The following is a 12,410-nucleotide window of genomic DNA, read 5'->3' on the forward strand; positions in this document are numbered from 1 at the left end:
TATGCACACGATCAAAAAGCTGTTGAGCGGCGCCATGGGCCTGGCGCTGGGCTGTGCCTTGCCGTCGCTGCACGCGGAAGAAAAAACCCTCAGGATGTACAACTGGGCCGACTATTTTGCCGAGGACACGCTGGCCAAATTCACCGCCGAAACCGGGATCAAAGTGATCTACGACGTCATGGATGGCAGCGAGACGCTTGAAGCCAAAATGCTCGCCGGCGGCAGCGGTTATGACCTGATCTTCCCGGGCGACACCGTCGCCGAACGCTTGACGCGCGCCGGCAGCCTGCAACCGCTGGACCGGTCAAAACTCACGGCCCTAAATGACGTCGAACCCGGCTTGCAGAAGTTGCGAACGCATTACGAGTATTCGCGCCAGGCCACCGTCCCCTACACCTGGGGCACCATTGGTCTGACCTACAATGCCGAGCAGATCAAACAGCGCGTGCCGGATGCCCCGGTCAACAGCCTGGACATGTTGTTCAAACCGGAACTGGCTGCCAAATTTGCCGACTGCGGTATTTCGATGATCGACTCGCCCGACGAAGTGCTGGCAGTCGTGCTCAATTATCTGGGCCGGGAGCCACGCAGCGCGAAGCCCGAGGACCTGGCAGCGGCGAGTGAAATGTTGCTGAAACTTCGGCCGTACATCCGCAAGTTCCAGTCGCAGCCGGTCACCGACCTGGTGAACGGCAACCTGTGCCTGTCGCTCGGTTACAGCGGGGACATGACACAGGCGCAACGGACGGCGGATTCCGCCGGCAAAAACACCACGTTCCAATACCGTATTCCCCGTGAAGGCACCACGGTGTGGATGGACACCATGGCGATTCCGGTCGACGCCAGACATCCGGAGTACGCCTATGCGTTCATCAACTTCGTCATGCGCCCGCAGAACATGGCCGCCATCAGTAACTTCACCGGCTACCCCACCTCCAATGCCAAGGCACGTGCGAGCGTCGATGCGACCATGCGCAACAACCCGGATATTTACCTCGATGAGGCCACTTATGCGCGGCTGATTCCGGGCAAGGACATTCCCCAGCCCGATATGCGGGCGCGCATGCGCACCTGGACCAAGTTCAAAACCGCCACCGCGAAGTGACGTCAGGCCTTGACCCAGCGTTGACGGCTCCAGCTGCTCAATGTGTCGACGGCAAATACCAGCAACAGCATGGCCAGAATGACCGTGCTGGCTTGAGCTTCCTGGAACAGACTGAGGCTGACATAGAGCATTTGCCCCAAACCACCGGCGCCGACGAAGCCGAGCACGCTGGCCATGCGGATATTGTTTTCCCAGCGGTACAGGATGTAGGCCAGTAGTTGTGGCAACAGGTTGGGCAGTGATCCGTAACAGAACGCCCATATGGCATTGCTGCCCTGCAGGCGGATGGCTTCGGCCGGTTCGTGTGGGGTGTTTTCCAGCGCTTCGGCGAACAACCGGCCGAGCACGCCGGTGGTGTGCAAGGCCAAGGCCAGGGTGCCGGCATTGGGGCCGAGCCCGGCGGCCAGGACCATCAGCGCAGCCCACACCAGTTCCGGAACCGCGCGCAAAGCGTTGAGCACCAGACGCGACGCGCTCTGCAAAGGCCAGCCGAAGCGCCCGGCCGCGGGCAATGCCAACAGCAGGCCGAATACCGCCGCGAGCAGAGTGCCAAGGGCGGACATGGCGATGGTTTCCAGGGCGCCGTGGCCGATGGCTTGCAGGTGGCCTGAGCTCAGGTCCGGGCTGAGAAAACGCTGCGCATATGCGCCCATCTGCTTCAGGTTACCGCTGCCACCCAGTTCGCCGAGGTCGATGCTCAAGTAGATGAACGAGGCGACCACCGCTGCGCCGATACACAGAAGCAGCACCAGGTTGATCAGGCGATTCATGCCAGCCTCCAGCGCAGCAGGCGGCTGAGTTGATCGGCGAGCAGTACCAGAACAAGAAACGTCAGTAACAAACTGGCCACTTCACCGCCGGCGAACATGCGCAACGACAGGTCCATTTGCTGGCCCAGACCACCGGCACCGACGAAGCCCATCACCACCGAGGCGCGGATTGCGCATTCCCAGCGGTACACCGTGTACGACAGCAGTTCCGCAGCGACATTGGGCAGGATCCCGTAGAAAAAGGCTGTGAGCCGACCGCTGCCAGCCTGCAATAGCGCGTGGGCCGGGCGCTGGTCGACCGACTCGAAAATTTCCGCGTAGACCTTGCCCAGCATGCCGCTGTAGGTAATGGCGATGGCCAGTACCCCGGCCGTCGGGCCGAGGCCGACGGCGCGCACGAACAAAAGCGCCCAGACGATTTCCGGCACGCTGCGCAGGAAGATCAGTAAACCGCGTATCGGCCAACGCAGCAGTTGGCCCCAATAGCTGGGGTGGCCGGCACGGGAGGCAGCAGACAGCGACAGAGCCCGACTGGCCAGCAGGCTGGCGGGGACGGCCAACAACAACGCCAGGGCCATGCCGGCCGTGGCGATGGCCAGGGTCTGCAAGGTGGCTTGCACTAACAGCTCAATGAATTCCTCGCCATGGGCCGGTGGCCAGAAGGCTGAGACAAACCGGCCCATCTCGCTCTGACTGTCACTCGCCACCAGTACACTGAGGTCCAACTCGCTGAAGTGAATGCCCGGCCACAGCAAGGCGAGGGCCAGCAAGGTGAGCAGCAGGCGGGGTCGGGTGGCCGGATCTCGGGTATCACGGGTCAGCATCGGGGAATCTGCACACTCAAGGGCGCCGGAGCAATCGGTGGAGATTGCAGTTGTTCGTTGGCGTAGAGCTTGTCGAGCAGCTCGCGGTCGACTTCGCTGGCCGCAAGGTCGAACAGGATCTGTCCGTCACGCAAGCCGATGATCCGCGAAAAGTGCGCCAGGGCCAGCTCCACCGCATGCAGGCTGGCGACCAGTGTGACGTTGTGCTGCCGGGCATGGCGGCAGAGCACCGACAGCGTGTGCTCGGCCAACACCGGATCCATGGCCGATACCGGCTCATCGGCCAGCAACACCTCGGGCGCTTGATACAACACGCGGGCAATGCCCACGCGCTGTAGCTGTCCACCGGACAGTTGCTGACATTGCGCGAACAACTTGTCGCTGAGGTCGAGCCTGGCCAATGCCGCGCGTGCGCCCGGAATATCCACCGGATGCAGCAAGTTCAGCAGACTTTTGCCCAGACCCCACTGACCCAGTTTTCCAGCCAGAACCGCGGTGACCACGCGCTGGCGCGGTGGTAGCGGCGGCGCTTGATGGATAAGGCCGATGCGCGCGCGCAGACGCTGACGCTGGCGGGCAGACAGCTGCCAGGCTCGCTCGCCGAGCACCTGCAGCTCACCGTTGTCCGGTCGCAGGGCGGTGGCCAGCAGGTTGAGCAGGCTCGACTTGCCCGCGCCGGACGGGCCGATGATGGCGACCTGTTCGCTGGCACCGATGTGCAGGTCCACGCCGCGCAGCGCCTGGACGCCGTTGGTGTGGGTAAGGCTGACCTGGGTCAGACGCAACGTCATTTGAGCAGATCGGCGGCGCGTGCGGCTTCCTCGATGCCCTTGTAGTTCTCGGGTTTGGTTTCGATGAATCGGCTGGCGGCCTGCAGATCCAGAATCTCCTTGTCCTTCGGGTTCGCCGGATCGAGAGCAAGAAAGGCGGCTTTTATCTTGGCCGCCAGCGCTGGGTCGAGAGTCCCGCGCACCGTCCAGTTGTAGTCGTAGTAGGCCGGGGTGGTCGCAAACACTCTGACCTTGGTGGTGTCGACCTTGCCGGCGGCGACCAGTTTTTCCCACACGCTGGCGTTCAGTACCCCGGCGTCCACCTTACCGGCCTGGACCCAAGCGACAGTGGCGTCATGGGCGCCGGAATAGCCCACGCGGCTAAAGTAGGTTTCCGGTTTGATGCCGTCCTTCAACATGAAATAGCGCGGCATGAGACTGCCTGAAGTGGAGGACACCGAACCGAAGGCGAAGGTCTTGCCCTTGAGGTCGGCGAGGGATTTGACGGCTGGGTCGGCGGTGATGAATTTGCTGGTGAACTGGGCGTCCTGTTCGCGCTGTACCAGCGGAATGGCGTTGCCGGTTTTCAGGCGGGCCTGCACGAATGTGAAGCCGCCCAGCCAGGCCATATCAATTCGGTCGGTGGCCAGCGCCTCGACCACGGCCGGATAGTCGCTCACGGGAACGAACTCGACCTTCATGCCCAATTGTTGTTCCAGGTAGGTGCCCAGCGGCTTGAACTTGCGGAGCAGTTCGGTCGGGGCTTCATCGGGAATCGCACTGACTTTCAGGGTGTCGGCGGCCTGCGCCAACAGGGTGCAAAAAGACAGGGTCAAGCCGACAGCCAATGCCAGGGTACGGTTGAGCATGAAAATTCTCCGGTGCATCAAAGCAAAAATGTCGATACGCCAAGCGCAAGCTGATTGCTGCATGGCACTTTGTGAGGGTAAACGAAATGGAGCGAAATTGACCGCTTTGGCCCAATTGTTAGTGCGACAAGCCTGAAGTCGATCCGGCCAGGATGATCCTTGGGTTAGCGCTTTTAGCAGCCCGAAATCGCCATATTTCATGACCGCCCGTAACCCGGCACGAGGGTTGGCTCACGCTTCGCTATTCTTCATGACACTACAGGGTTGCAAGTTGAACAGAGGATTGAATGATGAAGATGTTGCTGATGGTCGAGTGCCCTAATGAACCCTTCAACACCCTTGTCAAAGCCGGGAAGGTGGGCGAGGTTATTGAGCGCATCCTGAACAGCATCAAACCGGAGGCGGCGTACTTTACCGAGCAAGATGGCAAGCGTGGTGGGATTTTTGTGGTCGACGTACAAGACCCCTCCGACATCCCCGCATTGGCGGAGCCCTTTTTTCTCAACTTCAACGCCAGCTGCAAGTTCCGTATTGTGATGAGCGCGCAGGATCTGCAAAAGTCCGGTCTGGAGGCTCTCGGGAAAACGTGGGCGTGCTGAGAGGCCAGACACGTCTGATTAGTCAGTTCCGTACAGTCCAAAGCATGGTCTGAACCCTGATATGCGGATGACTGACCAAAGGTTCCCATTCATCGATGAAAGAGAAGCCCTGCTTTAGATAGAAATTCGAGGCTCTTGCATTGTCCGGGGAGACATCCAGAAAAACGCGATCATGCCCTTTGCCGATTGCGCGAGATTTCACTGCCTCAACCAGCTGACCTGCCACGCCAGAACCACGTGCAGCGGGTTCTACCCACATTCCGATCAGGTTATAGCGATTCGCTTGGCTGACCCCAGCACCGATCATCCCAACCGGTCTATCGTCCTTGATGGCCAACCAGAATTCCGGTCCTGCCGCTGACGAGGCGCGTTCTTTCCACTGCTCGTCACTGTATTGAGCGGCCGTTTGGTAACTCACACCAAACGCTGTCGGCGTGTCCAAAAGCGCAGCGAGACGGACTTGCTTCAAAAACATCCAGTCTTTGGCTTCCGTCAATCGAATGTCCATGTTCTTCCTTAAAGATGGCGCGCAATGGATGCTTTCGTAGTCTAGTTTTTCTTCTTGATTAGTTTGCCCAGGTAGTACTTTAGGCTTAAACGATCTTTGGGCCTTGGCTTGTAGTGGGTTTTATTTCTTTGTGCGGGATCGATCACCATGGTTCCTGCGGTGTAGTAATAAAGCGCTATAGACCTGCGCGTGATGTGCTCTGGCGTTGTTAAAGGCTCTGGATGCCCGTGATTGCTGTCTTTGTCTGTATTGAAAATGACACATCGATTGTAAATTGGCAGGACTTTTTTAAGACAGGTCTTCATGTCGACATCCCAAAGTTCAAGGTTGCCGCCGTATTCCTCTCGCCAGTCTTCATTTAGATAAATGATGATATTCAGTCTGCGCTCAACATTAAGTTTTTTGTTAAGCCTGAAGTCCGAGTGTACCCCCAGGAAACCACCACTTTTCGTTTCATGCAAGCCGCCACCAGCAAAGTAGGGGTCGGGTATCAAGCCTTCAATGCCTGTGAGCCTTTCAAGAAACTGCAACATGGGGGCTGAGTTAAAGGCGTTGAAAACAGTCTTCAAATAGGGGGTGCATTCGTTGGGACTGATTTGACGTTTTAATTGACCTTTATAGCCGCGCTCATAGAGCATTTCGTTGTTGGTGGGTTCGGTTGGGAAGTGCGAGCAGATACTCGCAATCAGCTCTTCATCCAAGAAATTATCGATGACGATGTGCGGAAATGGCGCAGCCTGAATATAGCGACTGGCCAATGAAGAACCCAAGGCGCTGGCGGCGTTCTGGTCGAAATCAAGCTCCGGGGAGAGGGTCATAGGTAGTGCTTGAGTGATGGGTGCCATTACCGCTCCAATAACTTGGTATAAAGACGTGTGGGTGACTTCAAGCAGAGTCCAGCAGCACTGCTCGTTGTGTCTCTTCGTTGCTTAACTTTTGCTGTCTTCTTTTTTCAGGCGCTTAAGAATATCGTTGTACATTTTGGTTCGTCTATGAGTCTTTTCATAGCCGCCAGCCGCTGCGACAGTGCCAGACTGCATGTGATCCAGATAACTGAAGATTTTACGCGGTGATAACATTTCAACGACATAGCCAAGTTCGGTCATGCGGTCTTGGAGGGTGTAGCCTGGCACGCGATCATCCATCGAAAAATGCATGTTGTGCTGTTTGATAAGTTTGCAGTTCCACAATGTGCAGAAACTCTTCAAGTAGACTTCTCTGTACGGTTTTGGTTCTCTGGAGCGTAGTCCCATGGAGATTTTCAGACGTCTGAAATGGTGTTTGAATAGTCGTGCGCTAAAGCGCCAAAGAGTTCTCGTGGTGCCACGGTTTAATTGCTCGACACAACCGACCGCTACGACTTTTTGGTTTTTTAAACATTTATTTAGCATCATCGGAAAAACATTTTTATCGAAAACAAATGTGTCGGTGTGCATTAGAAATAAATAATCAGTTTCAACTCGCTCCAAGACCAGGTCAAGTGCTTTGCCATGCGCTATATGCCCAGGTTCTGGTTCAGAAACAGAGCGCTCGATTAAATTTATCCAGTCAAGAGTTCGTAAGTACTCAGTGCTTTCATCGGCGGAATAGTTGTCAACTACCCATATTGGGACGCTGTGGCTGCCCACATGCTGTTGCAATAAGTCTAAGCATATCTTGGTGATTTCTGGTGTTTTGTAATTGACTATAACTATGCTGAAGGTTTTAGAGTTGTCAGCCAGAAAGCTAGAGTTATTCATCGTTCAGGCGCCCAATGATATTGCATGTTATTGTAGGAATAATTGAACCTGTATACAACTTTCGTTTATTTTTCTGCGCAAAATTTGCTTGACTATTAAGCACGATTTGTTAAGCCGCTTTGTTGTACATAATAACCATAGCTTACTCGGACCTGATGGAGAGCAGTATATGCGGGCGTCATCGTATAAGGATCTGCGCTGTAGGTAAACATCCGTGAAATCGCCATGTCCCTGTCTCTCTCTGGCTGTGTCGGGGTAGTGGTTTCCATACCGGAACCGGAAAGAGAACGCATTCCCTTGACCTGCCAGCAAACAGATAGCGACCAGACCACGCGAGCGTGGTTTGAGCGAGGCGGCGCCACAGAAAACAACCATTTCTGTAGATACCGTGGCACTAACGGCTACTGCGCATTGAGCATTACTGATGAAACGTGCGGCCCAGTGCATCCAGGCGAACGGCGATGGGCGGCAAGCGCTGGCTGCTCAGGGCAAGGATTTCGACATTGCCTTTCAGGCGCGATGCCAACTGAGTGATTTCCTGCTGCGCGCGGTTCACACTTTCATGTTCTCGGGTGATTTGCACGCTGGCCTGGCCGGCATGTTCAACGGCATGTTCGACATGAACGGCTATATGTCCCATCGCGTCCCCCATCCGCTGCATCGAACCCGTCATCTGGGCAATTTCCGTCAGCTGATGCTTGGCCCCTTTCTCCAGCGTATTTGAGCTGGGACGTGGCCGCGATTGTCCAGCATGTCCTGGCTCTCCACCGCTTCGGCCTGACTGTGCACGGCCAGATAGAGCAGGGTGACCGCCGCCATGATCACATAGAAGGCGTGAACGAACACCATCGTCCACCCACCGTGATGCGCCATGACGTAGACCGGAAAACCTTGGTGTTGCAGCGCATGGAAAACCACGTGATGAACGGCGATCGTGGCAGCGGCGACCAGAATCGGTAGCCAGTCGCGATAAAAAGTCAGTACCGCCAGCAACGCGAAAATACCGAAGTGGGATTCAATGACGCCCTCGGCCTGATTGATATGCAACGCGGCGACGACCATCAAACCAATGCCCAGGCAACACCGCATCCATCGCGTGCCGCCCATTGCGCGATAAAGCACCGTCAGCAGCAGGCTCGTGCCGCCACCCACCAAAAACGCCTGAATAAACGTGTCGTGCCAGTAAGCCAGACCCAAAGCGAAGAGGAACATCAGCCAGATCAGGCCCAACATGATTCGGTCGGCCTTGCGGTAGTGGTCAAGAAAACGAGGGGGCAAAGGCATTCACATTTACTCCATGTAATTGAGCCGGAATAAGGCAGGTCATTCCGGCATGTCGAGGCATACATGAGAAACCGTGCAAAGCGTAGCCGTTTGCCATCACACCTCCCGTGGTCGACGGTGAACACGGGAAACAAAGTCAGAAATAGAGGCAAGTAATGTTGAAGTGAGGCGCAGTACGGCAGTTCCGTTGCAAACCGGCCGTGCGGCTTGGGTGTCGATGGGAGAATATGGAACCCACATCACCGATAGCGTCTAAATTCCAGAGAGATGTCCCGCCACCCTGAAGGAACGACTCATGCTCAGATCTAGCTCATTGATTGCAGCTATTACATGCCTTGCGCTGGTTTCCGGTTCAGTGACTGCATTGGCCGATCCTGGTAATGGAAAGGGCCAGGGAAATGGCAAGGGAAACCCGCAAAACAGCCAGGTTCATGGTAACCAGGGAGGCAAGGGAAAAAATTCCGGGGGTGGTGATTGGGATAATGGCCCAAGCATCAATCGCGGAAGCGTTCTTGGAATTATTGGTGGGTATCGGGACTACTGGAGCCCCGGACCTGCATTGCCACCCGGCATTCAAAAGAACCTCGCGCGAGGTAAGCCGCTTCCACCCGGAATTGCCAAAAAACTGGACGGCCGGTTGATCGGCAGGCTGCCGCATTATGATGGGTATGAATGGCAGCAAGTTGGCACCGACTTGATATTGGTCGCGCTGGCAACCGGGCTCATCTACGAAGTGCTCAACGGTGCTTTTGATTAATGGGCATGATCCATATGCCCATTTGAAGGTGGCAACCGGCGTAAACAGCGCTATTCGTCCACGCTGATACCCGATCCCCCTAATTCGTTGGGGACATCCTTCAGCTTGGGCAATCCATCTTTGATGCGCAGCACGGTCTCCTGATAGTGGACGTGAACGCCTGGCAAATACGCAAGATCCGGGATGACCGCGGCATACACATCGATCAGCCCCATCCCCGGGTGTTCAGTGAAGATGTGCCCGCCGCAAGTCTTGCACCACTTGCGGTAACTCTGCGGTGTCTTGTTGTAGGTGCCGATGTTGTCAGCACCGCGAGTCACTTGCACCGCCTCGGGTTTCCACAGCGTGAAGGCATTGACCGGTCCTGCTGACCAATGCCGACACGACTCGCAATGGCAGTAGCCCATCCCGACCGGCTCGCCACTGACGGTGAACTCGACTGCACCGCAAAAACAACTGCCCTTGTAAGACCGTTCAATGCTCATGGCATGACTCCTTGATCAATTGCCAGGCGATACCGCCGGACTTCATTCATCGAGGTAACGCACCGCTGTCGCCGGCGTGCGCCGCACCTGCAGTTCGAAAATGTCAGGGCGCGCGTAGTGCCCGGTGACGTCGAGCGCCCGCCGCGCTGGCGCCACGAGAGCGACGTCGATGTCCGCATACAGAATGCCGGCCTCTCGGTGTAATGGACCGGCCACGATCCGGCCTTGAGGGCTGACCACCACTGAGTCGCCGTCGTTGATCCATTCGTCCGGATCGGGAAACAGTTGCGCACGAGACGGGAAGTCGTCGGGGATGTCGCTGCCGCGCAGTGCGGAGCCACTGCCGAGCACCCAACAGCGGCCTTCAAGTGCAATGTGACGCATCGTGCTGATCCAGCCTTCGCCCGTGTCGTACGTGGGGGCGACGTAGATTTCCACCCCTTGGGCATACAGTGAATAGCGTGCCAGCGGCATGTAGTTTTCCCAGCAGATGAGTGCACCCACGCGACCGACCGGTGTATCGACCGTACGCAACCCGGAGGCATCACCGAAGCCATGCACCATGCGCTCTGGATTGGTTGGCATCAGCTTGCGGTGTCGGTTGAGCACGGCGCCGTTCGCGCCGATAACGACTACGCTGTTGTAGAGCGTGCCGCCTCCGTTGCGCCGGTCGCATTCATTGATGCCGCACACGATCGTCACCGCATGCACCCTGGCGGCCTCGCACAATTGGCTCAGGTCACCGTTCGCGATATCGACGGCGTTGGCCAGCAGCCGCGTGTGCAACTGGCCCATGACAGCCCCGTCCTTTCCCGCCGCCAGCCGCCAGATCCAGGACGGGTAACCGGGAATGTACGATTCGGGCAAAACGATCAGCGAGGCTCCCGCCGTCGCTGCCTCGGCGACCGATTGCACGGCCCGGGCGATTGTCGCGCTGCGATCGAGCAGCACGGGCGGACGCTGAATGATGGCTACCTTGGTCATGGCGTGCTCCTTTGGTATTTGGCTTTCGAGGTTTCAGCGTGCGCGTGGCGAAGTGGCGGGGCTAGTTCAGAATCTGAAGCGTTGTAATTGCGGAGCCAAAGCAATGGACGAAAGCTACGGTCAGTTCTGCACGGTCGCGCGCGGTGCTGAAGCCCTGTGCGAGCGCTGGACACCTTTGGTCGTGCGCGAGTTGCTGTGCGGCAGCAAGCGCTTCAATGAACTGCACCGCGGCGTTCCACGGATGTCCACCAACCTGCTGGCACAACGTCTGCGCCATTTGGAAGAAATCGGCGTCGTGCACCGCACGGCCACAGGCAAAGTCTGGGAGTACAGCCTGACCAAGGCGGGGGAGGAGTTGCGCCCCATCATCATGGCGCTGGGTCATTGGGGCGCGCGCTGGATCGGCAGTCGCCTTCGCGATGACGAACTCGACGCGGGCCTGCTCATGTGGGACGTGCGCCGGTTCGTGCGCGTCGAGACATTCCCGTCCCGACCGGTGGTCATCCACTTCAAATTCCGCGACGCGCGGCCCGGCGAGCAAGCGTGGTGGCTCGTGGTTGAACAGGGTGTGGCAGACCTGTGCCGCGACGACCCCGGCCGCGAACTGACGCTCGTCGTGGACTCCAGCGTGCGGGCGTTGACCGAGGTGTGGACGGGCGACCGCACACCGCGGGAGGTTCTGCAGTCGCGAGAGCTGCGTGTAGATGGCGCGGTGAAAGATGCGGAAAGCTTGTGGCGATGGCTTGGCACAAGCGCGTTCGCGGGTACCCGGAGCGCTGCACGCTAGCGCTGGCAGCTCCATCCGTCGCAGGACTTGAACTGTCTGGGGCTTAATGCGTCCTAAGACTCGCGATATCAACCAACCCTACGGAAGCAATCATGCTTTTAAAGAATAAGAGTCTCGTTGCTGTAATGTCCTGCGCCCTGATGCTTGCGGCCGCCCCATTACTCCCTGCTGACCTGTCCATCATGAGCTCCGCCTATGCGAAAGACGGTGGTGGTGGTGGTGGTGGTGGTGGCGGTAACGGTGGTGGTAATGGGGGCGGAAACGGAGGTGGTAATGGCGGTGGCCATGGCGGCGGTACAGGCGGCGGTCATAGCGGTTCAGGTCACTCCGGCAACTCTGACAGCAACGGCCGCGGTAATGGACTGTCCAGCGATCATGCCGGCAAGGCTGTTCGCGATCGTGGCGAAAGCGGAAACCACTACGGCAGTGTTCGCAATAGTGATAGCGGTCATGGCCAAACGACTTCAGGCATCGCCCACTCCAAAGATACTCGCGGCTTAGACAAAGCCAGAGCAGTCTCGACCTCGACTCCAGGTGATCACAACACGAAAGGGTTGAGCAAAGCCGGGACTTCGGTATCGAAAAAATCGCACTGATCAGCCATAACGGCGGATAAAGAAGTCCAACAGACTCAATTGCAAAGTCTGCCGCACGCTTGGGCTCAATTGGACTTCTTCGGTGGGTAGTTACCGCGCAAGCCCCCGGACCGGGTGCCTGTTTTGCAGGGCAGGGCAGGCACTACCGGGCGAGATCTGGGTTGGGGGTTGGAGCGGCTCCGGGGTTGAGGTTGTTTGCTCATTGTGTGCCTCCTGACTTTTCAGGGTTTCGCGAAGGCCTCCTGATAAAGCTTAGTTGCTGGCTGCGATGGTCTGCATCGTTCGGCAGTGGGTGAAAAGGCTGCAAGCGACCAAAACCCGCAGCACGTAACC

General features: G+C 57.5%; 14 protein-coding genes and 1 pseudogene. 5 read left to right on the forward strand and 10 right to left on the reverse strand.

Annotated features, from left to right (window positions below):
• Position 1 precedes the first annotated feature (1 nt).
• The gene (locus ACIQU2_RS00530; protein WP_403137652.1) at positions 2–1,105 is read left to right on the forward strand and encodes an extracellular solute-binding protein; all 1,104 of its coding nucleotides are present in this window, start codon (positions 2–4) and stop codon (positions 1,103–1,105) included.
• A gap of 2 nt (positions 1,106–1,107) precedes the next feature.
• On the opposite strand, the gene phnE is transcribed toward ACIQU2_RS00530, so the two are convergent.
• The 4 genes from phnE to ACIQU2_RS00550 are packed head-to-tail and all read right to left on the reverse strand — an operon-like array spanning position 1,108 to position 4,338.
• Positions 1,108–1,875: a phosphonate ABC transporter, permease protein PhnE gene (phnE, locus tag ACIQU2_RS00535; protein ID WP_347805269.1), complete on the reverse strand. Its 768-nt coding sequence runs from the start codon at positions 1,873–1,875 to the stop codon at positions 1,108–1,110.
• The gene (locus ACIQU2_RS00540) at positions 1,872–2,699 is read right to left on the reverse strand and encodes an ABC transporter permease subunit (protein ID WP_347805270.1); all 828 of its coding nucleotides are present in this window, start codon (positions 2,697–2,699) and stop codon (positions 1,872–1,874) included. Before ACIQU2_RS00540 ends, phnE begins: the two co-directional genes overlap by 4 nt.
• The gene (locus ACIQU2_RS00545) at positions 2,693–3,490 is read right to left on the reverse strand and encodes a phosphonate ABC transporter ATP-binding protein (RefSeq protein ID WP_403137655.1); all 798 of its coding nucleotides are present in this window, start codon (positions 3,488–3,490) and stop codon (positions 2,693–2,695) included. Before ACIQU2_RS00545 ends, ACIQU2_RS00540 begins: the two co-directional genes overlap by 7 nt.
• The gene (locus ACIQU2_RS00550; protein WP_347805272.1) at positions 3,487–4,338 is read right to left on the reverse strand and encodes a putative selenate ABC transporter substrate-binding protein; all 852 of its coding nucleotides are present in this window, start codon (positions 4,336–4,338) and stop codon (positions 3,487–3,489) included. The genes ACIQU2_RS00545 and ACIQU2_RS00550 overlap by 4 nt, the downstream gene beginning before the upstream one ends.
• A gap of 290 nt (positions 4,339–4,628) precedes the next feature.
• Here ACIQU2_RS00550 and ACIQU2_RS00555 point away from each other — a divergent pair, with 290 nt between their 5' ends.
• Entirely contained in the window at positions 4,629–4,937 is a 309-nt protein-coding gene (locus ACIQU2_RS00555) for a panthothenate synthetase (protein ID WP_347805273.1), read from the forward strand.
• Between the two features lie 22 nt (positions 4,938–4,959).
• Here the strand turns inward: ACIQU2_RS00555 and ACIQU2_RS00560 are convergent, their stop codons facing one another.
• From ACIQU2_RS00560 to ACIQU2_RS00575, 4 genes and pseudogenes are all read right to left on the reverse strand, one after another.
• Entirely contained in the window at positions 4,960–5,445 is a 486-nt protein-coding gene (locus tag ACIQU2_RS00560) for a GNAT family N-acetyltransferase (protein ID WP_347805274.1), read from the reverse strand.
• A 41-nt stretch (positions 5,446–5,486) separates the two neighbouring features.
• Complete coding sequence (locus tag ACIQU2_RS00565; RefSeq protein WP_403137660.1) at positions 5,487–6,290, reverse strand: 2OG-Fe(II) oxygenase; 804 nt, start codon at positions 6,288–6,290, stop codon at positions 5,487–5,489.
• An 84-nt stretch (positions 6,291–6,374) separates the two neighbouring features.
• Positions 6,375–7,184, reverse strand: coding sequence for a glycosyltransferase (locus tag ACIQU2_RS00570; RefSeq protein WP_403137662.1), 810 nt, complete (start codon positions 7,182–7,184; stop codon positions 6,375–6,377).
• A 469-nt stretch (positions 7,185–7,653) separates the two neighbouring features.
• Positions 7,654–8,468, reverse strand: a pseudogene (locus ACIQU2_RS00575) (methyl-accepting chemotaxis protein); the annotation flags it as partial.
• Positions 8,469–8,763: 295 nt separating this feature from the next.
• Between ACIQU2_RS00575 and ACIQU2_RS00580 the strand changes: the two are divergent.
• Complete coding sequence (locus ACIQU2_RS00580; RefSeq protein ID WP_347805277.1) at positions 8,764–9,225, forward strand: anti-virulence regulator CigR family protein; 462 nt, start codon at positions 8,764–8,766, stop codon at positions 9,223–9,225.
• Positions 9,226–9,275: 50 nt separating this feature from the next.
• On the opposite strand, the gene ACIQU2_RS00585 is transcribed toward ACIQU2_RS00580, so the two are convergent.
• Together ACIQU2_RS00585 and ACIQU2_RS00590 are read right to left on the reverse strand one after the other, a co-directional pair.
• Positions 9,276–9,710 carry a GFA family protein gene (locus tag ACIQU2_RS00585; protein ID WP_347805278.1) on the reverse strand — a complete coding sequence of 145 codons (435 nt, stop codon included), beginning with the start codon at positions 9,708–9,710 and terminating at the stop codon, positions 9,276–9,278.
• Positions 9,711–9,752: 42 nt separating this feature from the next.
• The gene (locus ACIQU2_RS00590) at positions 9,753–10,694 is read right to left on the reverse strand and encodes a carbon-nitrogen hydrolase family protein (RefSeq protein ID WP_403137665.1); all 942 of its coding nucleotides are present in this window, start codon (positions 10,692–10,694) and stop codon (positions 9,753–9,755) included.
• A 103-nt stretch (positions 10,695–10,797) separates the two neighbouring features.
• Here ACIQU2_RS00590 and ACIQU2_RS00595 point away from each other — a divergent pair, with 103 nt between their 5' ends.
• Both ACIQU2_RS00595 and ACIQU2_RS00600 read left to right on the forward strand, forming a co-directional pair.
• Positions 10,798–11,481: a helix-turn-helix domain-containing protein gene (locus tag ACIQU2_RS00595; protein ID WP_283180784.1), complete on the forward strand. Its 684-nt coding sequence runs from the start codon at positions 10,798–10,800 to the stop codon at positions 11,479–11,481.
• Between the two features lie 92 nt (positions 11,482–11,573).
• On the forward strand, positions 11,574–12,077 hold the full coding sequence (locus ACIQU2_RS00600; protein ID WP_403137666.1) for a hypothetical protein: 504 nt from the start codon (positions 11,574–11,576) through the stop codon (positions 12,075–12,077).
• Positions 12,078–12,410: the final 333 nt, after the last annotated feature.

Source organism: Pseudomonas sp. NPDC098740 (genome assembly GCF_044760065.1).
Classification (GTDB): domain Bacteria; phylum Pseudomonadota; class Gammaproteobacteria; order Pseudomonadales; family Pseudomonadaceae; genus Aquipseudomonas; species Aquipseudomonas rossensis.

Coding starts and splice junctions, on each gene's coding strand:
- ACIQU2_RS00560 (WP_347805274.1), bottom strand. CDS start 5,445: ATGGACATTCGATTGACGGAAGCCAAAGACTGGATGTTTTTGAAGCAA.
- phnE (WP_347805269.1), bottom strand. CDS start 1,875: ATGAATCGCCTGATCAACCTGGTGCTGCTTCTGTGTATCGGCGCAGCG.
- ACIQU2_RS00590 (WP_403137665.1), bottom strand. CDS start 10,694: ATGACCAAGGTAGCCATCATTCAGCGTCCGCCCGTGCTGCTCGATCGC.
- ACIQU2_RS00595 (WP_283180784.1), top strand. CDS start 10,798: ATGGACGAAAGCTACGGTCAGTTCTGCACGGTCGCGCGCGGTGCTGAA.
- ACIQU2_RS00585 (WP_347805278.1), bottom strand. CDS start 9,710: ATGAGCATTGAACGGTCTTACAAGGGCAGTTGTTTTTGCGGTGCAGTC.
- ACIQU2_RS00570 (WP_403137662.1), bottom strand. CDS start 7,184: ATGAATAACTCTAGCTTTCTGGCTGACAACTCTAAAACCTTCAGCATA.
- ACIQU2_RS00555 (WP_347805273.1), top strand. CDS start 4,629: ATGAAGATGTTGCTGATGGTCGAGTGCCCTAATGAACCCTTCAACACC.
- ACIQU2_RS00580 (WP_347805277.1), top strand. CDS start 8,764: ATGCTCAGATCTAGCTCATTGATTGCAGCTATTACATGCCTTGCGCTG.
- ACIQU2_RS00550 (WP_347805272.1), bottom strand. CDS start 4,338: ATGCTCAACCGTACCCTGGCATTGGCTGTCGGCTTGACCCTGTCTTTT.
- ACIQU2_RS00565 (WP_403137660.1), bottom strand. CDS start 6,290: ATGGCACCCATCACTCAAGCACTACCTATGACCCTCTCCCCGGAGCTT.
- ACIQU2_RS00545 (WP_403137655.1), bottom strand. CDS start 3,490: ATGACGTTGCGTCTGACCCAGGTCAGCCTTACCCACACCAACGGCGTC.
- ACIQU2_RS00540 (WP_347805270.1), bottom strand. CDS start 2,699: ATGCTGACCCGTGATACCCGAGATCCGGCCACCCGACCCCGCCTGCTG.
- ACIQU2_RS00600 (WP_403137666.1), top strand. CDS start 11,574: ATGCTTTTAAAGAATAAGAGTCTCGTTGCTGTAATGTCCTGCGCCCTG.
- ACIQU2_RS00530 (WP_403137652.1), top strand. CDS start 2: ATGCACACGATCAAAAAGCTGTTGAGCGGCGCCATGGGCCTGGCGCTG.